Origin of the sequence: Halomonas ventosae (assembly GCF_004361885.1) — a bacterium.
In the GTDB taxonomy this organism is placed as follows: domain Bacteria; phylum Pseudomonadota; class Gammaproteobacteria; order Pseudomonadales; family Halomonadaceae; genus Halomonas; species Halomonas ventosae_C.
This window is the reverse complement of sequence record NZ_SNWH01000018.1, coordinates 35219-50501: the sequence shown is the minus strand read 5'-3', so window position 1 is coordinate 50501 and position 15283 is coordinate 35219. Positions and strand designations below refer to the sequence as shown.

General features: G+C 67.8%; 9 protein-coding genes. 7 read left to right on the top strand and 2 right to left on the bottom strand.

The window, feature by feature from the left end:
- Positions 1 to 214 precede the first annotated feature (214 nt).
- Positions 215 to 2038, top strand: coding sequence for a SurA N-terminal domain-containing protein (locus DFO68_RS12330; RefSeq protein ID WP_133483942.1), 1824 nt, complete (start codon positions 215 to 217; stop codon positions 2036 to 2038).
- A gap of 94 nt (positions 2039 to 2132) precedes the next feature.
- Here DFO68_RS12330 and DFO68_RS12325 read toward each other — a convergent pair whose 3' ends face one another.
- Both DFO68_RS12325 and DFO68_RS12320 read right to left on the bottom strand, forming a co-directional pair.
- Entirely contained in the window at positions 2133 to 2894 is a 762-nt protein-coding gene (locus DFO68_RS12325; protein WP_133483941.1) for a UDP-2,3-diacylglucosamine diphosphatase, read from the bottom strand.
- Between the two features lie 100 nt (positions 2895 to 2994).
- Positions 2995 to 3501 carry a peptidylprolyl isomerase gene (locus DFO68_RS12320; RefSeq protein ID WP_133483940.1) on the bottom strand — a complete coding sequence of 169 codons (507 nt, stop codon included), beginning with the start codon at positions 3499 to 3501 and terminating at the stop codon, positions 2995 to 2997.
- 323 nt (positions 3502 to 3824) lie between these two features.
- On the opposite strand from DFO68_RS12320, the gene DFO68_RS12315 reads away from it, so the two are divergent.
- From DFO68_RS12315 to DFO68_RS12290, 6 genes are all read left to right on the top strand, one after another.
- Positions 3825 to 5537 (top strand): glutamine--tRNA ligase/YqeY domain fusion protein, encoded by a 1713-nt coding sequence (locus DFO68_RS12315; RefSeq protein ID WP_133483939.1) that lies wholly within the window; start codon positions 3825 to 3827, stop codon positions 5535 to 5537.
- Positions 5538 to 5551: 14 nt separating this feature from the next.
- Positions 5552 to 6967 carry a cysteine--tRNA ligase gene (gene cysS / locus DFO68_RS12310; protein WP_208107423.1) on the top strand — a complete coding sequence of 472 codons (1416 nt, stop codon included), beginning with the start codon at positions 5552 to 5554 and terminating at the stop codon, positions 6965 to 6967.
- Between the two features lie 83 nt (positions 6968 to 7050).
- Entirely contained in the window at positions 7051 to 8613 is a 1563-nt protein-coding gene (locus tag DFO68_RS12305; protein WP_133483937.1) for a TIGR02677 family protein, read from the top strand.
- Positions 8610 to 9896: a TIGR02678 family protein gene (locus tag DFO68_RS12300; RefSeq protein WP_133483936.1), complete on the top strand. Its 1287-nt coding sequence runs from the start codon at positions 8610 to 8612 to the stop codon at positions 9894 to 9896. Before DFO68_RS12305 ends, DFO68_RS12300 begins: the two co-directional genes overlap by 4 nt.
- Entirely contained in the window at positions 9893 to 14011 is a 4119-nt protein-coding gene (locus DFO68_RS12295; RefSeq protein ID WP_133483935.1) for a TIGR02680 family protein, read from the top strand. Before DFO68_RS12300 ends, DFO68_RS12295 begins: the two co-directional genes overlap by 4 nt.
- Positions 14011 to 15240 carry a TIGR02679 family protein gene (locus DFO68_RS12290; protein WP_133483934.1) on the top strand — a complete coding sequence of 410 codons (1230 nt, stop codon included), beginning with the start codon at positions 14011 to 14013 and terminating at the stop codon, positions 15238 to 15240. The genes DFO68_RS12295 and DFO68_RS12290 overlap by 1 nt, the downstream gene beginning before the upstream one ends.
- The last annotated feature ends 43 nt before the right edge of the window (positions 15241 to 15283 follow it).

Below are 15283 nucleotides of genomic sequence, written 5' to 3'. Positions count from 1 at the left end.
GAGGGCTTAATCGTTCTTCGTGAACCGCCGTGGTACGGAACCGTATGCCCGGTGGTGTGAGAGGACGGGGGAGGCGACTCCCCCTCCTACTCGATATCGGTCGTTTTTTTCGTTGAGGTTTCTTTGGCAACCTTTACCGCCACCGGCGTCGCGTGAGACGCGCTGATGCGTATAATGTGCCGCGACCCGACTCATTTGATCCGCAGAGGCCTGCATGCTGCAACGTATTCGTGACCGCTCCAGGAGCTGGGGCGCGAAGATCATCATCGGTGCCATCGTCGTGACCATGGCGCTGTTCGGTGTGGAGTCACTGGTCGGGCTGCTTGGCAACAGTGGCGACGAGGTCGCCGATGTCAATGGCGAGCCCATCACCCGCCAGCAACTGGAAATGGAGGTCCAGCGCGCGATTCGCAGCGGGCAGGTGCCGCCCGAACAGGAGCGGGCGCTGCGCGCCGAGATGCTCGACACGCTGATTATTGATCGCCTGCTCACCCAGTATGCCGAACGGGGTGGTCTCTACGTCTCCGAACAGCAGCTTGATCAGCTGATCGTTAACCTGCCGGAATTCCAGGACGCTAACGGCCGCTTCGATCGGCAGCTGTTCCGCAATCGCCTGGCCAGTGCCGGTTTTACGCCCCTGTCGTTCCGCCAGCAGCTGCGTGTCGACGTTAAGCGCCAGCAGCTTCAGCAGGGCCTGGCGACCAGCGTTTTTAGCCTGGAGGAGGAGCGTGAGCGCCTTGCTGCACTGCAACGTCAGACCCGCAGCTTTCGCTACCATGTCCTGGGGCCGTCGGACCTTGCATCGCCGCCCGAGGTCGATGAGCAGGCAATCAACGCCTATTACCAAGCTCACCGCGAGGATTACCGGCGTCCGGAGCAGGTCAAGCTCAACTATGTGGTACTGGATCGTCAGCAGATGGCTGAGCATGCCGAGGTCAGCGAGGAGGCACTTCGCGCGGCCTGGCAGGACGGCGCCGCCGAAGCCGACCGCCGGGTCTCGCACATTATGGTGACGTATGGTGACGCGCGAAGCCGCGCGGAGGCCGAGGCTATTCTCGAACGGGTCCAGCAGCGCCTCGCCGAGGGCGAGGCCTTCGCCGAGCTGGCCGCCGAGGTCTCCGAGGATACCTCGACCAGCGATGACGGTGGCGACCTGGGGGTGATCTCGCGCGGTTTCTTCGGTGATGCCTTCGAACAAGCGGCCTTCTCGCTGGGCGAGGGCGAAGTGTCGGGGATCGTCGAGACCGACAACGGCTTGCACCTGATCAAGGTCACCGATATCGATCGTCCCAGTTTCGAGGAGAGCCGTGACCAGCTGCGCCGGCAGCTGGCTCGCGAGCAGGTCACCGATGCCTTCAACGAGAAGGTGCAGCGGCTGATCGATGACAGCTTCGCCGCCGAGAACCTGGCTAGCGTGGCCGAGGATCTGGGCCTGGAGCTGCAGCATAGCGACTGGGTGGGGCGCGATGGCGCCGAGGAGGGTGTGCTCTCCGAGCCTGGCGTGATGGAACAGGCCTTCAGCAACGATGTGCTGGCAGAGGGCTACAACAGCGAGGTGATCGAGCTCGACGAGGATCGCCGCCTGGTGCTGCGCGTGACCGAACATCGCGAGGCGACCATTCTGCCGCTGGACGAGGTCCGCGATGAGGTCAAGGCCGCGGTGCGCCGCGAGAAGACCCGCGAAGCGCTAGTCGAACTGGCCGCCGAGCGTGTCGAGCGCCTGCGTGCCGGTGAGTCGCAGCAGATCGAGTGGCAGCAGGTCGAGTCCATCAGCCGCCAGAGCAACAACAACCTGTCCAATGCCCTGATCCAGGCGGTCTTTCGTCTGCCGCATCCCCAGAGTAACGCCCCGGTCTATGGCCATGCGGTGGATGGTCAGCGCGTGGTGATGATCGCCCTGGACGAAGTGCAGCCCGGCGAACCCAACGCGCAGATCGAGTCCTTCGTGGCCAGCATGGTCGAACGGTTGCGGGCCCAGGTAATCTTCCAGGGGCTGATCGATAAGCTGCGCGAGGAGGCGGAGATCAAGCGGCTGTAGGAGCCGCCCAGCGCCGAGCTAAAAGCAAATCCCGGGGTCTTGGCCTCGGGGTTTGCTTTTCAAGGCAGCAACAAGCGCCATCCAGGGCGCCATGTCAGGGAAGCGGGAACGCCTGCAGCTGCGGCTCACTGCTGTCCTCGATGGCGATCTCCCAGCCCTTAGCGGGCTGCCAGTCGCCCAGCACATAGCGCCTGGCCGGCCGACTGTCGACCTCGATCTCGTGAACGGCCGGCCGGTGGGTATGGCCATGGATCAGCGTGGTGACGCCGTGCTCGGCCATGACGTTCACCACCTCGCCCGGGGTCACATCCATGATGTCCTCGGCCTTGTTGGAGTTGGCTTCACCGGACTGCTTGCGCAGTTGCCCCGCCAGGGCGATGCGCTCTTGGATCGGCATCGCGAGCACCTGCGCCTGCCACTGCGGGTCCCGGGCCTGTTGCCGGAAGGCCATGTAGGCCTCGTCCCGGGTGCATAGGCTGTCGCCATGCATCAGCAGGACACGCTTGCCGCCGAGTTCGAGCACCGTGGGGTCTGGCAGTAGGGAGGCGCCGGCCTCCGCGGCGAATCGGCTGCCCACCAGGAAGTCGCGGTTGCCGTGCATGAGGTAGATGGCCGTGCCACCCTCGGCTAGGCGCCTGAGGGCGGCGGCAATGCCTGCCGCCAGCGCAGCGTTACCGGTGGAATCCTGCTCAGCCAGATCGAGCAGGTCATCGCCGATCCATGCCTCGAACAAGTCGCCGAGGATATACAGGGCATCACCGACCCGGGCGCGCGCCTCCAGCCAGTGAAGAAAGCCCTCGGTGACCCGGGGGGAGCCGGGATGCAGGTGTAGGTCGGAAATCAGCAGGGTGGTCATGGGCGGCCCTGTTGGAGGAGGAAACACGTCAGGCGATGCAACGCCCCACGCCCGCCTAACATTTCCGATCGAGGCGGGCATGGGGCAGGGCGAGCGAGGATCAGGCCTCCGCCTCGTCCTTGACGTAGGCCTTCTGGATCACCACGTCCTCGCTGGGCACGTCGGCATGCATGCCGCGACGGGTGGTGGGCACTTGCTTGATCTTCTCGACCACGTCCATGCCCTCAACCACCTCGCCGAACACGCAGTAGCCCCATCCCTGGATGGTCTTGCTGCTGTGATTGAGGAAGTCGTTGTCGGCGACGTTGATGAAGAACTGGGCGGTGGCGGAGTGCGGGTCCTGGGTGCGCGCCATGGCCAGGGTGCCAGTGGTGTTCTTCAGGCCGTTGTCGGCCTCGTTGTCGATCGGGTCACGGGTCGGCTTCTGGTTGAAGTCGGTGTCGAAACCGCCGCCCTGCACCATGAAGCCCGGGATCACGCGATGAAAGAGGGTGCCATCGTAGAAGCCATCGCGGACGTACTGCTCGAAGTTGGCGGCGGTCTTGGGCGCCTTCTCGTGGTCGAGCTTGATGGTGATATCGCCGAAGTTGGTCTGCAGTACGATCATCGATACGTTCCTGTGCGGTAAGGGGGCGTTGCCTTGGCGTTGCCCATGGCTGTGGCGCTATAATAGCGGTTTTGCTTCCATGCGCGAAGCGAGTCCACTCGAACCGGAAGTGTTCCTGGAGGCCTGCGGCGAGGGGCGCTGGGGATAAGCCGAAGAGGAGGTCCTACGCCAGGGATGGCGTCGGTAGCGCCCAGGGATGGGTTCACAGCGCCTCCTCGATGGTCCGGCACCCCGGGGCTTGTCGCCGGATCAGCCACGAGCGGTGCAGGCTTTTCTTGCAGCACCGATCCGCCCCTCCCAAACCAGAGGTCGTTTTTTCCGACATGTCCACCGATACCACCAGCGCGCCGAATTTCATCCGCCACCAGATCCGCGAGGAGATCGAGGCCGGTCGTCGCGGGAAGATCGTGACCCGCTTCCCGCCCGAGCCCAACGGCTTCCTGCATATCGGCCACGCCAAGTCGATCTGCCTGAATTTCGGGCTCGCCGAGCACTTCGGTGGCGACTGTCATCTGCGCTTCGACGACACCAATCCGGCCAAGGAGGAGCAGGCCTACATCGACGCCATCAAGGCGGACGTTCACTGGCTGGGCTTCGAGTGGGCGGGGCCGGTGCGCTTCGCCTCGGACTACTTCGACCAGCTCTACGCCTGGGCACAGCTGCTGGTACGCGAGGGCAAGGCCTATGTCGATGACCTCTCGCCGGACGAGATCCGCGAGTACCGCGGCACCTTGACCGAGGCGGGCAAGCCGAGCCCCTATCGCGAGCGCAGCGCGGACGAGAACCTCGACCTGCTCGAGCGCATGCGCACCGGGGAGTTCGCCGAGGGCGAGAAGGTGTTGCGGGCGAAGATCGACATGGCCGCGCCGAACATCAATCTGCGCGACCCGATCCTCTACCGCATCCGCCACGCCAGCCACCACCAGACCGGCGACAAGTGGAAGATCTACCCCTCCTACGACTTCACCCATGGCCAGTCGGATGCCATCGAAGGGGTGACCCACTCGATCTGCACCTTGGAGTTCGAGGATCATCGCCCGCTCTACGAGTGGTTCCTCGATAACCTGCCGGTACCGACGAAGCCTCGCCAGATCGAGTTTGCGCGACTCAACCTCAATTACACCCTAACCTCCAAGCGCAAGCTCAAGCTGCTGGTGGACGAGGGTATCGTCGACGGCTGGGATGACCCGCGCCTGCCGACCATCTCCGGCATGCGGCGTCGCGGCTACACGCCGGCCTCGATCCGCAAGTTCTGCGAGATGATTGGCGTGACCCGTGCCGATGGCGGCCTGGTGGATATCGCCATGCTCTACCATGCCATCCGTGCGGACCTCGAGGATAACGCCCCACGCGCGATGGCCGTGCTCAGGCCGTTGAAGGTGGTGTTGACCAACGTGCCCGAGGGCCATGAAGAACGCTACGAGGTGCCCGGCCACCCCGCCCGCGAGGATATGGCGGTGCGCAAGGTGCCGTTGACTCGTGAAATTTACATTGATCACGATGACTTTATGGAGGAGCCGCCCAAGAAGTTCTTCCGCCTGGCACCGGGCAAGGAAGTACGCCTGCGCAACAGCTACGTGATCCGCTGCGACGAGGTGATCAAGGACGCCGCCGGCGAGATCAGCGAGCTGCGCTGCTCGGTGGACTTCGACACCCTGGGCAAGAACCCTGAGGGGCGCAAGGTGAAGGGGGTGATCCACTGGGTCAGCGCCGAGCATGGCGTGCCCCTTGAGGTGCGCCTCTACGACAATCTCTTTCTCGAGGAGCAGCCCGATAAGAACAGGGATGCCGACTTCCTCGAGCACCTCAATCCCGAGTCGCTGGTCACCGTGCAGGCCATCGGTGAGCCGAGCCTGGCGGCGGCCGAGGCGGAGAGTCGCTTCCAGTTTGAGCGGGTCGGTTACTTCTGCGCCGATCGCCATGCCAGCCGTGAAGGTCGGTTGGTGTTCAACCGCACCGTGGGGCTCAAGGACAGCTGGGCCAAGGTTCAGAAGCAGGAAGTCCAGAAGAAAGCACAAGATACCAAGAAGGGGTGAAGGTGAGCACCGACATGCAGATCTACAACACCTTGACCCGTCGTAAGGAGCCCTTTACCCCCATCGAGCCGGGCCGCGTGCGCATGTACGTCTGCGGCATGACCGTCTACGACTTCTGCCACCTGGGCCACGCCCGGGTGATGGTGGCCTTCGACGTCATCACCCGCTACCTGCGGGCCCAGGGTTATAACGTCACCTACGTGCGCAACATCACCGACATCGACGACAAAATCCTCCGGCGCGCCGAGGAGAACGGCGAGTCGATCGCTGCCCTCACCGAGCGCATGATCGCGGCCATGCACGAGGACGAGGCGCGTCTGGGGGTGCTACCCCCGGATCACGAGCCGCGCGCGACTCGACATATCGACGAGATCCTCGCCATGATCGAGACGCTGATCACCAAGGGCTACGCCTACGCCGCCGACAACGGCGACGTCTACTACCGGGTGCGCCGCTTCGCTGGCTACGGCAAGCTCAGCAACCGCGACCCCGACGAGATGCGCGCCGGCGCCCGCATCGATGTGGACGAGCACAAGGAGGACCCGCTGGACTTCGTGCTGTGGAAGGCGGTCAAGCCCGGCGAGGCCAGCTGGCCCTCGCCGTGGGGCGAGGGGCGGCCCGGCTGGCACATCGAGTGCTCGGCGATGTCCACCTGTTGCCTGGGCGAGACCTTCGATATCCATGGCGGCGGGCCGGACCTGATGTTCCCCCACCACGAGAACGAGATCGCCCAGAGCGAGGCGGCCACCGGCCAGGCCTACGTCAATACCTGGATGCACGCCGGGGCGGTGCGGGTGAATCATGAGAAGATGTCCAAGTCGCTGGGCAATTTCTTCACCATTCGCGAGGTATTGGCACACCACGATCCGGAGGTGGTGCGCTATTTGCTGGTGGCCAGCCACTACCGCAGCCCGATCAACTATGCACCGGCGTCGCTGCTTGATGCCCGCAAGGCGCTGGAACGCTTCTACACGGCCCTGGAAGGATGGGGCCTCGACGAAGCGGTCGATAGCACCGTCATGGGGCTGGATTCCCGCTTCGCTGCGCGTTTCACGGCGGCCATGGACGACGATTTCAATACCCCTGAAGCGCTGTCGGTACTCTTCGAGCTGGCTCGTGAACTGAACCGAGCCAAGCAGGAAGCCCCCGGCGAGGCGCCGGCGCTGGCCCGTGAACTGCGACGTCTGGGCGGCATCCTGGGGCTGCTGGGACAGGACCCTGCCACTTTTCTCAAGGGCGGGGCCGACGACCTGCCGCTCCCGGAAGGCGAGATTCAGGCCAGGATCGACGCGCGCGCTGCGGCCAAGCAGGCCCGGGACTTTGCCACCGCCGACGCCATCCGTGATGAGCTCGCCGCGCAGGGCATCCTCCTCAAGGATTCCCGCGAGGGCACGAGTTGGGTGTTCGAAAAGCCCGAACATGAGCGGTGAGTCATAAGTTTGACGTTGGAAGACGCCCGACTCACCAAGCAGGTGTGTCGGGCGTTTCGCCAACCGAGTAACCGGGAGACATCTTGGACTACACCCCCTTCAGTTACGTCACTGCCGAGAAGGCCGACCTCTATCGTGAGGTGATGCACACCTTCGTCGAGGCCAAGTCACACTTCCTGGTGCATCTGCGTCCGGAGGATGTCCAGCAGCAGATCAACGAGCCGGAATTGGCGACGGTACAGGCGGCGCTGACGCAGCTGGTCATCTGGGGCAACCTGGATGCCGAGCGCGACAACGCCCGGGTCACCAGTGTCGAGGACTACTACCGCGCCCTCTATGTCTACCAGATCACCCGCCACGGCGAGGCGGTGGAGGCGGCGCTTGCCACCTATGATCAGGAGCTGGGCCGGCGCGGCGCCCTGCAGAGGGTGGCGCTAGAGGATATCCGTGCCCGGCTGCGGGCGCTGCTGACGCTAGCCCAGAGCGAGGCGCCGGATGCCACCCAGAGCCAGCTGCTGCTGCGCGACCTGGCCGGTGTCTTTACCGATCTGGCCGAGAATGCTCGCGCCTTCATGACCGGCCTGAACCGCTCCCTGGAGAGCCAGGACAGCGATGCCGATGCCTTCCTGCTTTACAAGGAGCGAGTGATCGGCTATATCGAGCGCTTCCTTGGCGATTTGACCACCGCGTCCGGCGAGATCGCCGAGCTGATCCGCACCCTGAGCGGCGACGGTGATGGCGACCGAGAGCGCCGCGAGGCGCCGGTGGACCGGCTGCTGCGCCAGGCGGCCGAACGGGAACTGGCCGATCTGGCGCCCGGCGAATCGCTGGATGACGGCGAGCAGCGCGAGCGTGACTTTGCCGAGGCCTGGCGGCGCTGGCACGGCCACTGGGAGGGGCTGCGCGCCTGGTTCCTCGATCAACCCGGGCGCCAGGCTCAGGCTAGGCTGCTGCGCAGCAGTGCCCGGCGTGCCGTGACCCAGCTGCTGGAGATGGTCGCTCGACTTAACGAGCGGCGCATGGCGCGCAGCGATCGCTCGGCGGATTTTCGCACTTTGGCGCGCTGGTTTCTCGAGTGTGAGGATGACGGCGAGGCCCACCGCCTGTGGCGCACCGCCTTCGGCTTGACCCCGGCGCGTCATCTGGTCATCGATGCCGAGACCAGCGAGCGATGGCAGCAGGAGCCGGTGCCGGCCAGCACCCCCTGGGCCGAGGCACCCGGCATGCAGGTGCAGCCCCGCCTGCGCGCCACCGGCAGCTATCAGAAAGCCGGCCCCCCGCCCAAGTTACGTAGTCGGGCGCGGGAGCGCGAACTGCTCGCCCGCCAGCTGGCCGAGGAGGCCAGTTCCGCCCGATCCGCGCGGCGGCAGCTGGTGGAGCGAGGCGCTAAGCGGCTCTCCGAGCTGTGTGAGCGAGGCGAGCTGGATGATGGCGCCTTTCGCCTGCTGCTCAACCTGCTGGGAGATGCCCTGGCGGCCAGCCAGGGCGATGACGCCCCGGTCACCACCACGACCGCGGATGGCGGCCTGCGCATCACCTTGAGCCCGCTGGGGTCGGAGACCTCGGCCACCATCCGTACCACCGCCGGCGCCCTGAGTGGCCGTGACTATCGCCTCGAGATCCTGGACCTTGAGGAGAGCGCATGATCGAGCTGAGCGATACCCTGGAGCGCCAGCGCCTGGAGGAGCAGCGCCGTGCCCTGCGGGCGCTGCTGGCCAGGCCGCTGATTCGTGCCGACGACGCGGCCTTCCCCCTGGTGCGCCGCCATGCTGCAGCGCTGCGCGACTGGCTGGCCCGCGAGACCGGCTGGCACCTGCAGAGCGAGCGCGACTTCGTGCGCCTGCACAAGCGTCCCGCCGACAGGCGCGATGCCACCCGTCCGGCCCGGGTCGGTCGCGGCACCCAGCGCAAGACCTTCAACCGCCGCCGCTATGCGCTGTTCTGCCTGCTGCTGGCCGACCTCGAGCGTGGTGATGCCCAGATCACCCTGGGCCGGTTGGGGGAGGGGTTGGGCCAGGCGGTGAGCGACCCGGCACTCGCCGAACGCGGCCTGGCCTTCACCCTGGATCATCAGGAGGCGCGCCGCGATCTCGTGGTCGTGGTGCGTCTGCTGATGGAACTGGGCGTGCTGGTGCGGGTGGCCGGCGATGAAGAGCAGTTCCTGCGCCGCGGCCTGGAGGGCGACGTCCTCTATGACGTCGACCGGCGCGTGCTGTCGGCCCTGCTGGTCACCGCGCGGGGGCCTTCGCTGGTGGCCCTGAACGGCGCCGATGGCGAGCTCGACCTGGAGGCGCGACTGCACGCCCTGGCCGAGACCTTCGTGCCCGACACCCCGGAGGGTCGCAATCGTGAGCTGCGCCACCGACTGGCGCGCCGCCTGCTGGATGACCCCGTGGTCTACTGGCAGGAGCTCGACGAGGACGAGGCGGCCTATCTGACCAACCAGCGCGGCGTCATGCTGCGACGCCTCCAACAGGCCACCGGCCTGGTGCCCGAGGCGCGGGCCGAAGGGGTGGCACTGGTCGATCCCGACGGCGAGCTGACCGACGAGAAGATCCCGGCGGAAGGCACCGAGGGGCACCTGGCGCTGCTGATGGCCGAACGGCTGGCCGCGGTAGGTCCCGATGGCGTCAGCCTGGACGAGGCGGAAGCCTGGATTCGGGGCTGGCAGCAGGACTATCGCCGCTACTGGCGCAAGTCGGCCTGCGAGCCGGGCGCCGCGCATGGCCTATGCCGACAGACCCTGGTGCGCCTGGCGTCGCTGCGCCTGGTGACACGCCAAGGGGAGCGTATCCTGCCCCTGCCGGCCCTGGGGCGCTTCCGCGTCCAGCCGGCGGCCAGGCCCGACGACGATGGCGAGCAACTTTCCGGGCAAACGATGCGACAACCCGACCCGACAACCCGACCTGGCGGACCCCTTGAGCGATGAGTGAGCTTCCCGAACCGCGCAGCCAGCGCTGGCAGCCCCTGCGCTGTGGCCTGGTGGAGATCTTCTACTACGACGAGGAGACCTTCCATTTCCACGATGGCCGCCTGCTGCTGCGCGGTAACAACGGCACCGGCAAGTCCAAGGTGATGGCACTGACCCTGCCGTTCCTGCTCGATGGCCAGCTGATCCCCTCCCGGGTGGAACCCGACGGCGACAGCGCCAAGCGCATGGAGTGGAACCTGCTGGTGGGCGAGTACCAGGAGCGGCTGGGCTACACCTGGCTGGAGTTCGGCCGCCAGGGCGAGGCGGGGTCCGAGACCTTCACGGTGGGCTGCGGCCTCAAGGCGGTGGCAGGGCGCCCCGTGCGTTCCTGGTTCTTCACCACCCCGCAGCGCGTCGGGCGTGACCTCTTCCTGATCGAGAATGGACGTAGCCTCAGCCGCGACCGGCTGATCCAGGCGCTGGACAGCGAGGGACAGCTCTTCGATCGCGCCGCCGACTATCGGCGTGCCATCGACGAGGCGCTGTTCCACCTGGGTGAGCAGCGCTACGGTGCCCTGCTCGACCTGCTGCTGCAGCTGCGCCAACCGCAGCTGGCCAAGAAGCCCGATCCCAACCGCCTCTCCCTGGCGCTCAGCGATGCCCTGCCGCCGCTGGGTCGCGGCCTGATCGGCGAGGTCGCCGAGGCCTACCGCAGCCTGGACGCCTATCGCGAGGAGATTCAGGGCCTGAAGGAGACCGCCCGCGCCGTGGAGGCCTTCCTGGGGCACTATCGCCACTATGCCGGCATCGCCGTGCGTCGCCGCGCCGATACCCTGACCGGCGCCCACGCCGAGCATGAGCGCAATCGCGTGCAGCTGGGCAAGGATCGCCAGGAACTTCACGCCGCCGAGGCCGAACGCGATACCCTGGCCGAGGCCCGGCAGGCCCAGGAGGGCACGCTGCGGGACCTCGCGGCACGGCAGCGGACCCTGGAGGCCAGCGAGGCCATGCGCTCCGCCGAGGCGCTTGCCAATGCCGACGAGCAGGCCCGTCAGCGCGCCCAGCACGCCGAGAAGCAGGCGACGCTGTGGGAAAGGGCGCGCCGCGACCGCGAGCGGGCCGAGGCTCGTCTGCAGGAGGCCGAGCAGGCGCAGCAAGAATCCGCCGAGACCCTGCGCCAGCGGTGTGCTGAGAGTGCCGAGGTGGCCGGGGCCGCCGGGCTTGCCGCCGAGCACCAGCGGCATGCCGGCGAGCTCGAGGCGCACACTGCTGTCGATAGCGAGGCGCTGCAGCAGGCGCTGCGTGAGCTGCAGCGTCGTCGTCTGGCAGGCGTCCAGCACCTGCAGGGGCGTCTCGCGGAGGTGGAACAGGCCGAGCGGCGCTTTCACCAGGCCGAGCATGAGGCGCGTCGCGAAGAGGAGACCCTGGCCAACCGCGAGGACGATCTGCAGGAGGCCGCCGAGGCCCGGGCCGGGGTGGCCGAGTCGCTGCAGTCGGCCTGGCGCCGTCACCTGGAACGGCTGACCGAGCTGGCACCGGAGGACACGGAGGCGCTGCTGGCCGAGCTCGAGGGCTGGTGCGCTCACCTGGGCGACGCTGATCCCGCCGAGGCGGGGCTCTCCAAGGCGCGGGATACGCTGCGCGAACGCCTGGGCCGACAGCGTCTCACCCTGCAGCAGTCAGGCGAGGAGATCGAGGCGGTGCGCCACGAACTCGAGGAGGAGCGTGCTCGCCTGGAGGCCGGTGGCGAGTCCGCACCGCCCGCGCCCTACACCCGGGGCGAGGCGGCGCGCGAGGGGCGGCCGGGCGCGCCGCTGTGGCAACTGGTGGACTTCAAGCCCGAGCTGGCCGACGCGCCGCGTGCCGGCCTGGAGGCGGCCCTGGAGGCCGCCGGCCTGCTGGACGCCTGGCTGATGCCCGACGGCCAATTGCTCGCGGCCGAGACCTGGGACAGCCTGCTGGTGCCCGAGGCCGAGGCGCCGGGCACCAGCCTGGCGGACGCGCTCTGTCCCGACCTTCATGGCGAGCCGCCGGTGGCCCGTGAGGTGGTCGAGCGCCTGTTGGCGAGCATCGGGATAGGCGACTCCGTGGCCTTCGCCTGGGTCAGCGAGACTGGCCACTGGCGGCTGGGGCCGCTGCGTGGCCAGTGGGGCAAGCCGGCGGCGGTGCATATCGGCCATGCGGCGCGGGAGGCCGCCCGACAGCGGCGCCTGGCGGCCATCGAGGAGGAGCTCTCCGCGCTGGCCCGCCAGCGGGCCGAGATCGCCGCCGAGCTGGAGGCCCTGGCAGCGCGCCTGGCGGCAGCCGAGCAGGAGTGGCGGCAGCGGCCCACCGCCCAGTTGCTGCGCGACGCCCATGCCACTGAGGCAGCGGCGCGCCGTGCCCGGGATCTGCAGGCCGAACGCCTGGAGCGGGCCCGGGAGGCGCTGGATAGTGCCCGCGAGGCGCTGGAGGCGCTGCGCGGCGAGCTCTATCAGGCCGCCGAGGATCTGTGCCTGCCCGCCGAGCGTGAGGCACTGGGGCGGGTCGAGTCTGCCTTGGGCGACTATCGGCTGGCCATTGGTGAGCTGTTCCAGGCCGTCAGGGCGAGCGACGAGGCCCGGCGACGCCATGGCGAGCGAAGCGAGGAGACCGAGGCCGCCCGGGAAGCACTACAACAGGCGACGTGGGAGCACGCCGAGGCCACCGAGCAGGCCAGGGAAGCCGCGGTGCGTCGGGATACCCTGCGCGAGTCCATGGGGGCCGAGGTGCAGGCCCTGGAGCACCAGCTGGAGGCGATTCGCCTGGAGCGTGAGCGGCTGGTCCACGAACAGCGTGAGCTCGAGCAGCGCCACAGCGAGCTGCTCGGCAAGGTGGCGCGCTTCGAGGAGAAGGTCGACAACGACGAGCAACGCCTGGCCGAGTGGGACGGGCGACGCCTCGAGGCCATCGACGCCTTCCGCGCCCTGGTGGACGAGGGGCTGCTGCGCGTCGCCGCCCCCGAGGCCTTCGCCGAGCGCGAGCCGCCCGCCTCCTGGGCGCCGGATCCCGCCGTGCGTCTGGCCCGGGCCGCCGCCCAGGCCACACACCACCTGAATGCCGACGATGACAGCTGGCATGCCCACCAGGGCAGGCTGCACGAGCATATCAAGCTGCTCACCGACGTCCTGTCGCGTGGCGGCCACGATTGCCTGGCCGAGGCGCGTGACGACCTGCTGCTGGTGCGCATCATCTTCCAGGGGCGGCGCCAGGACCCCGATGCCCTGGGGCGTCAGCTGAGCGAGGAGATCACCCAGCGTCAGGCACTGCTCAATGCCCGGGAGCGCGAGCTGCTGGAGAACTACCTGATCGACGAGGTGGCCAGCCATATTCAGGAGCGCATCACCGCTACCGAGCGCGATGTCATGAGAATGAACCGCGAGTTGGAGAGTCGCCCCACCAGCACCGGCATGCGCCTGCGCATCCGCTGGGAGCCGCTGAGTGAAGGCCAGAGCGCCGGCGGACTGACGGCCCCCGCGGGGCTGGCCGATGTCTGCCAGCGGCTGCGCCGCCAGGCTCTGGACGCCTGGTCCCCCGAGGATCGCGAGGTGGTGGGTGACTTCCTGCGCCGGCGCATCGAGGAGGCCCGGGCCAGCGATGAGGGCGGTGCCCTGCAGGAGATCCTCGAGCGTGCCCTGGACTACCGCTTCTGGCACCGCTTCGTGGTCGACCGCCATCAGAACGGCCAGTGGCGTCCGGCCTATGGACCTGCCTCCGGCGGCGAGCGGGCGCTGGTGATCACCCTGCCGCTGTTCGCCGCCGCGGCCAGCCACTACAGCAGCGCGCATTATCTTGCCCCGCGAATGGTGATGCTCGACGAGGTCTTCGCCGGCATCGATGACGATGCCCGGGCGAAGAGCATGGGGCTGCTGGCCCAGTTCGACCTGGACGCCATCATGACCTCGGAACGCGAGTGGGGCTGTTACCCGGACGTGCCGGGCCTGGCCATCGCCCAGCTGGTGCGTCGCGAGGGGGTCGAGGCGGTCCACGTCACCCGCTGGCAGTGGGATGGACGCCGCCGGGTGCGCGACGAGGAGCCGGTATCCCAGGCACGCGAGTCTGCTCCCCTGGCGGCTGATGAAATAGCAGGTGGCGGCATGGACAGCCTGTTCTGATGGAGCCTGAACGCCTGCAGCGTCTACTGGGCGGAAACGAACTCGCACGCCTGCGCCACAAGCTGGCGCGCAAGCTGTTGCGTGATGGTGGCGGGCGGCTCTCCCTGAGCCGGGTCAGCGACGCCGAACGGGCCGCCGTGGAGCGCCTGATCGGGCGCTCTCCCCGCCAGGGCAAGTCGCTGAGCGTGGAGCTGGAGGCCTTGTCCCGGGCGCTGGCCAGAGCCGGCGTGGCGGCCGACCTTCGCGTTGCCCTGGAAGCGCTCGATGGCCCTCTGATCGATGCGCGTGCCGAGCGCGAGGCCGAACGGCGGCGCTGGAAGGAAATGCTGGACGGCTATCGCCGGAGGGCCGAGCTTCTCGGGGTGGCCGATTGGCTGGAGGCACTGCAGGCCAACGGGCTGCTCAAGCGGCTGGCGAGGGGCAATGAATCCCAGGGCCAGAGGCTTCTCGAACAAGCACTCGGCGTGCTGGAGCGCCTGCCGGTTCAGGGCCTGAGCCTGAGCGCCCTGGCGGCCGAGTGTCTGGGCGATGCCCATGGCCTGGATGCCGGCAGGCCGGTAGCCGCCCTGGTGCGTCGGGCCTTGGCGCGTCACTGGCGGGGCGGGGTCGCCCGGGTGGATTCCGACGAGCGCAGCCTCTGGGCCCATGCCGGCGTACTGATGGGCGGTGATATCACCAGCGCGGTGTTGACCTGGCGGCTTCCCGTGCGCCCCGGGCAGTCTCTGGATAGGGCCCTGTCCTGTTACTGCCAACAGGCGGAGCCGAGCTGGCTGACCCTGCGCCAACTGCTGCGCCATCCCCCGGCGTGGGCGTGTGCGGGGCGGGATGTCTTCGTCTGCGAGAATCCCGCCGTGCTGGCCGAGGCCGCCGAGCGGCTGGGAGCCGCAGGTGCGCCACTGGTGGTCACCTGGGGCCAGCCGGGTGCCGCCGTACTCACCCTGCTGGAGCAGCTGGAGGCCGCCGGCGCCGTGCTTCACTATCATGGCGATTTCGACTGGGCGGGCATCAGGATCGCCAACGCTCTGCTTGAGCGCTTCGCCATGCGGCCCTGGCGGATGGGAGTCGGGGATCTTCTGGAGTATGCGGATCTCGGTGGCAGGCTTTTGGCGGGACGCCCGCGCGAGGCGCGCTGGGATCCCAAGCTGCGATCTGCCCTGGAGGCGCGGGGCAGGGCGGTTCATGAGGAGCAACTGATCGACATCCTGCTCGGCGATCTTCGTCTTGGGTAAAGCAGCCAGGCTGGATCGCCAACCATCAGGGGGTGGCACTGCG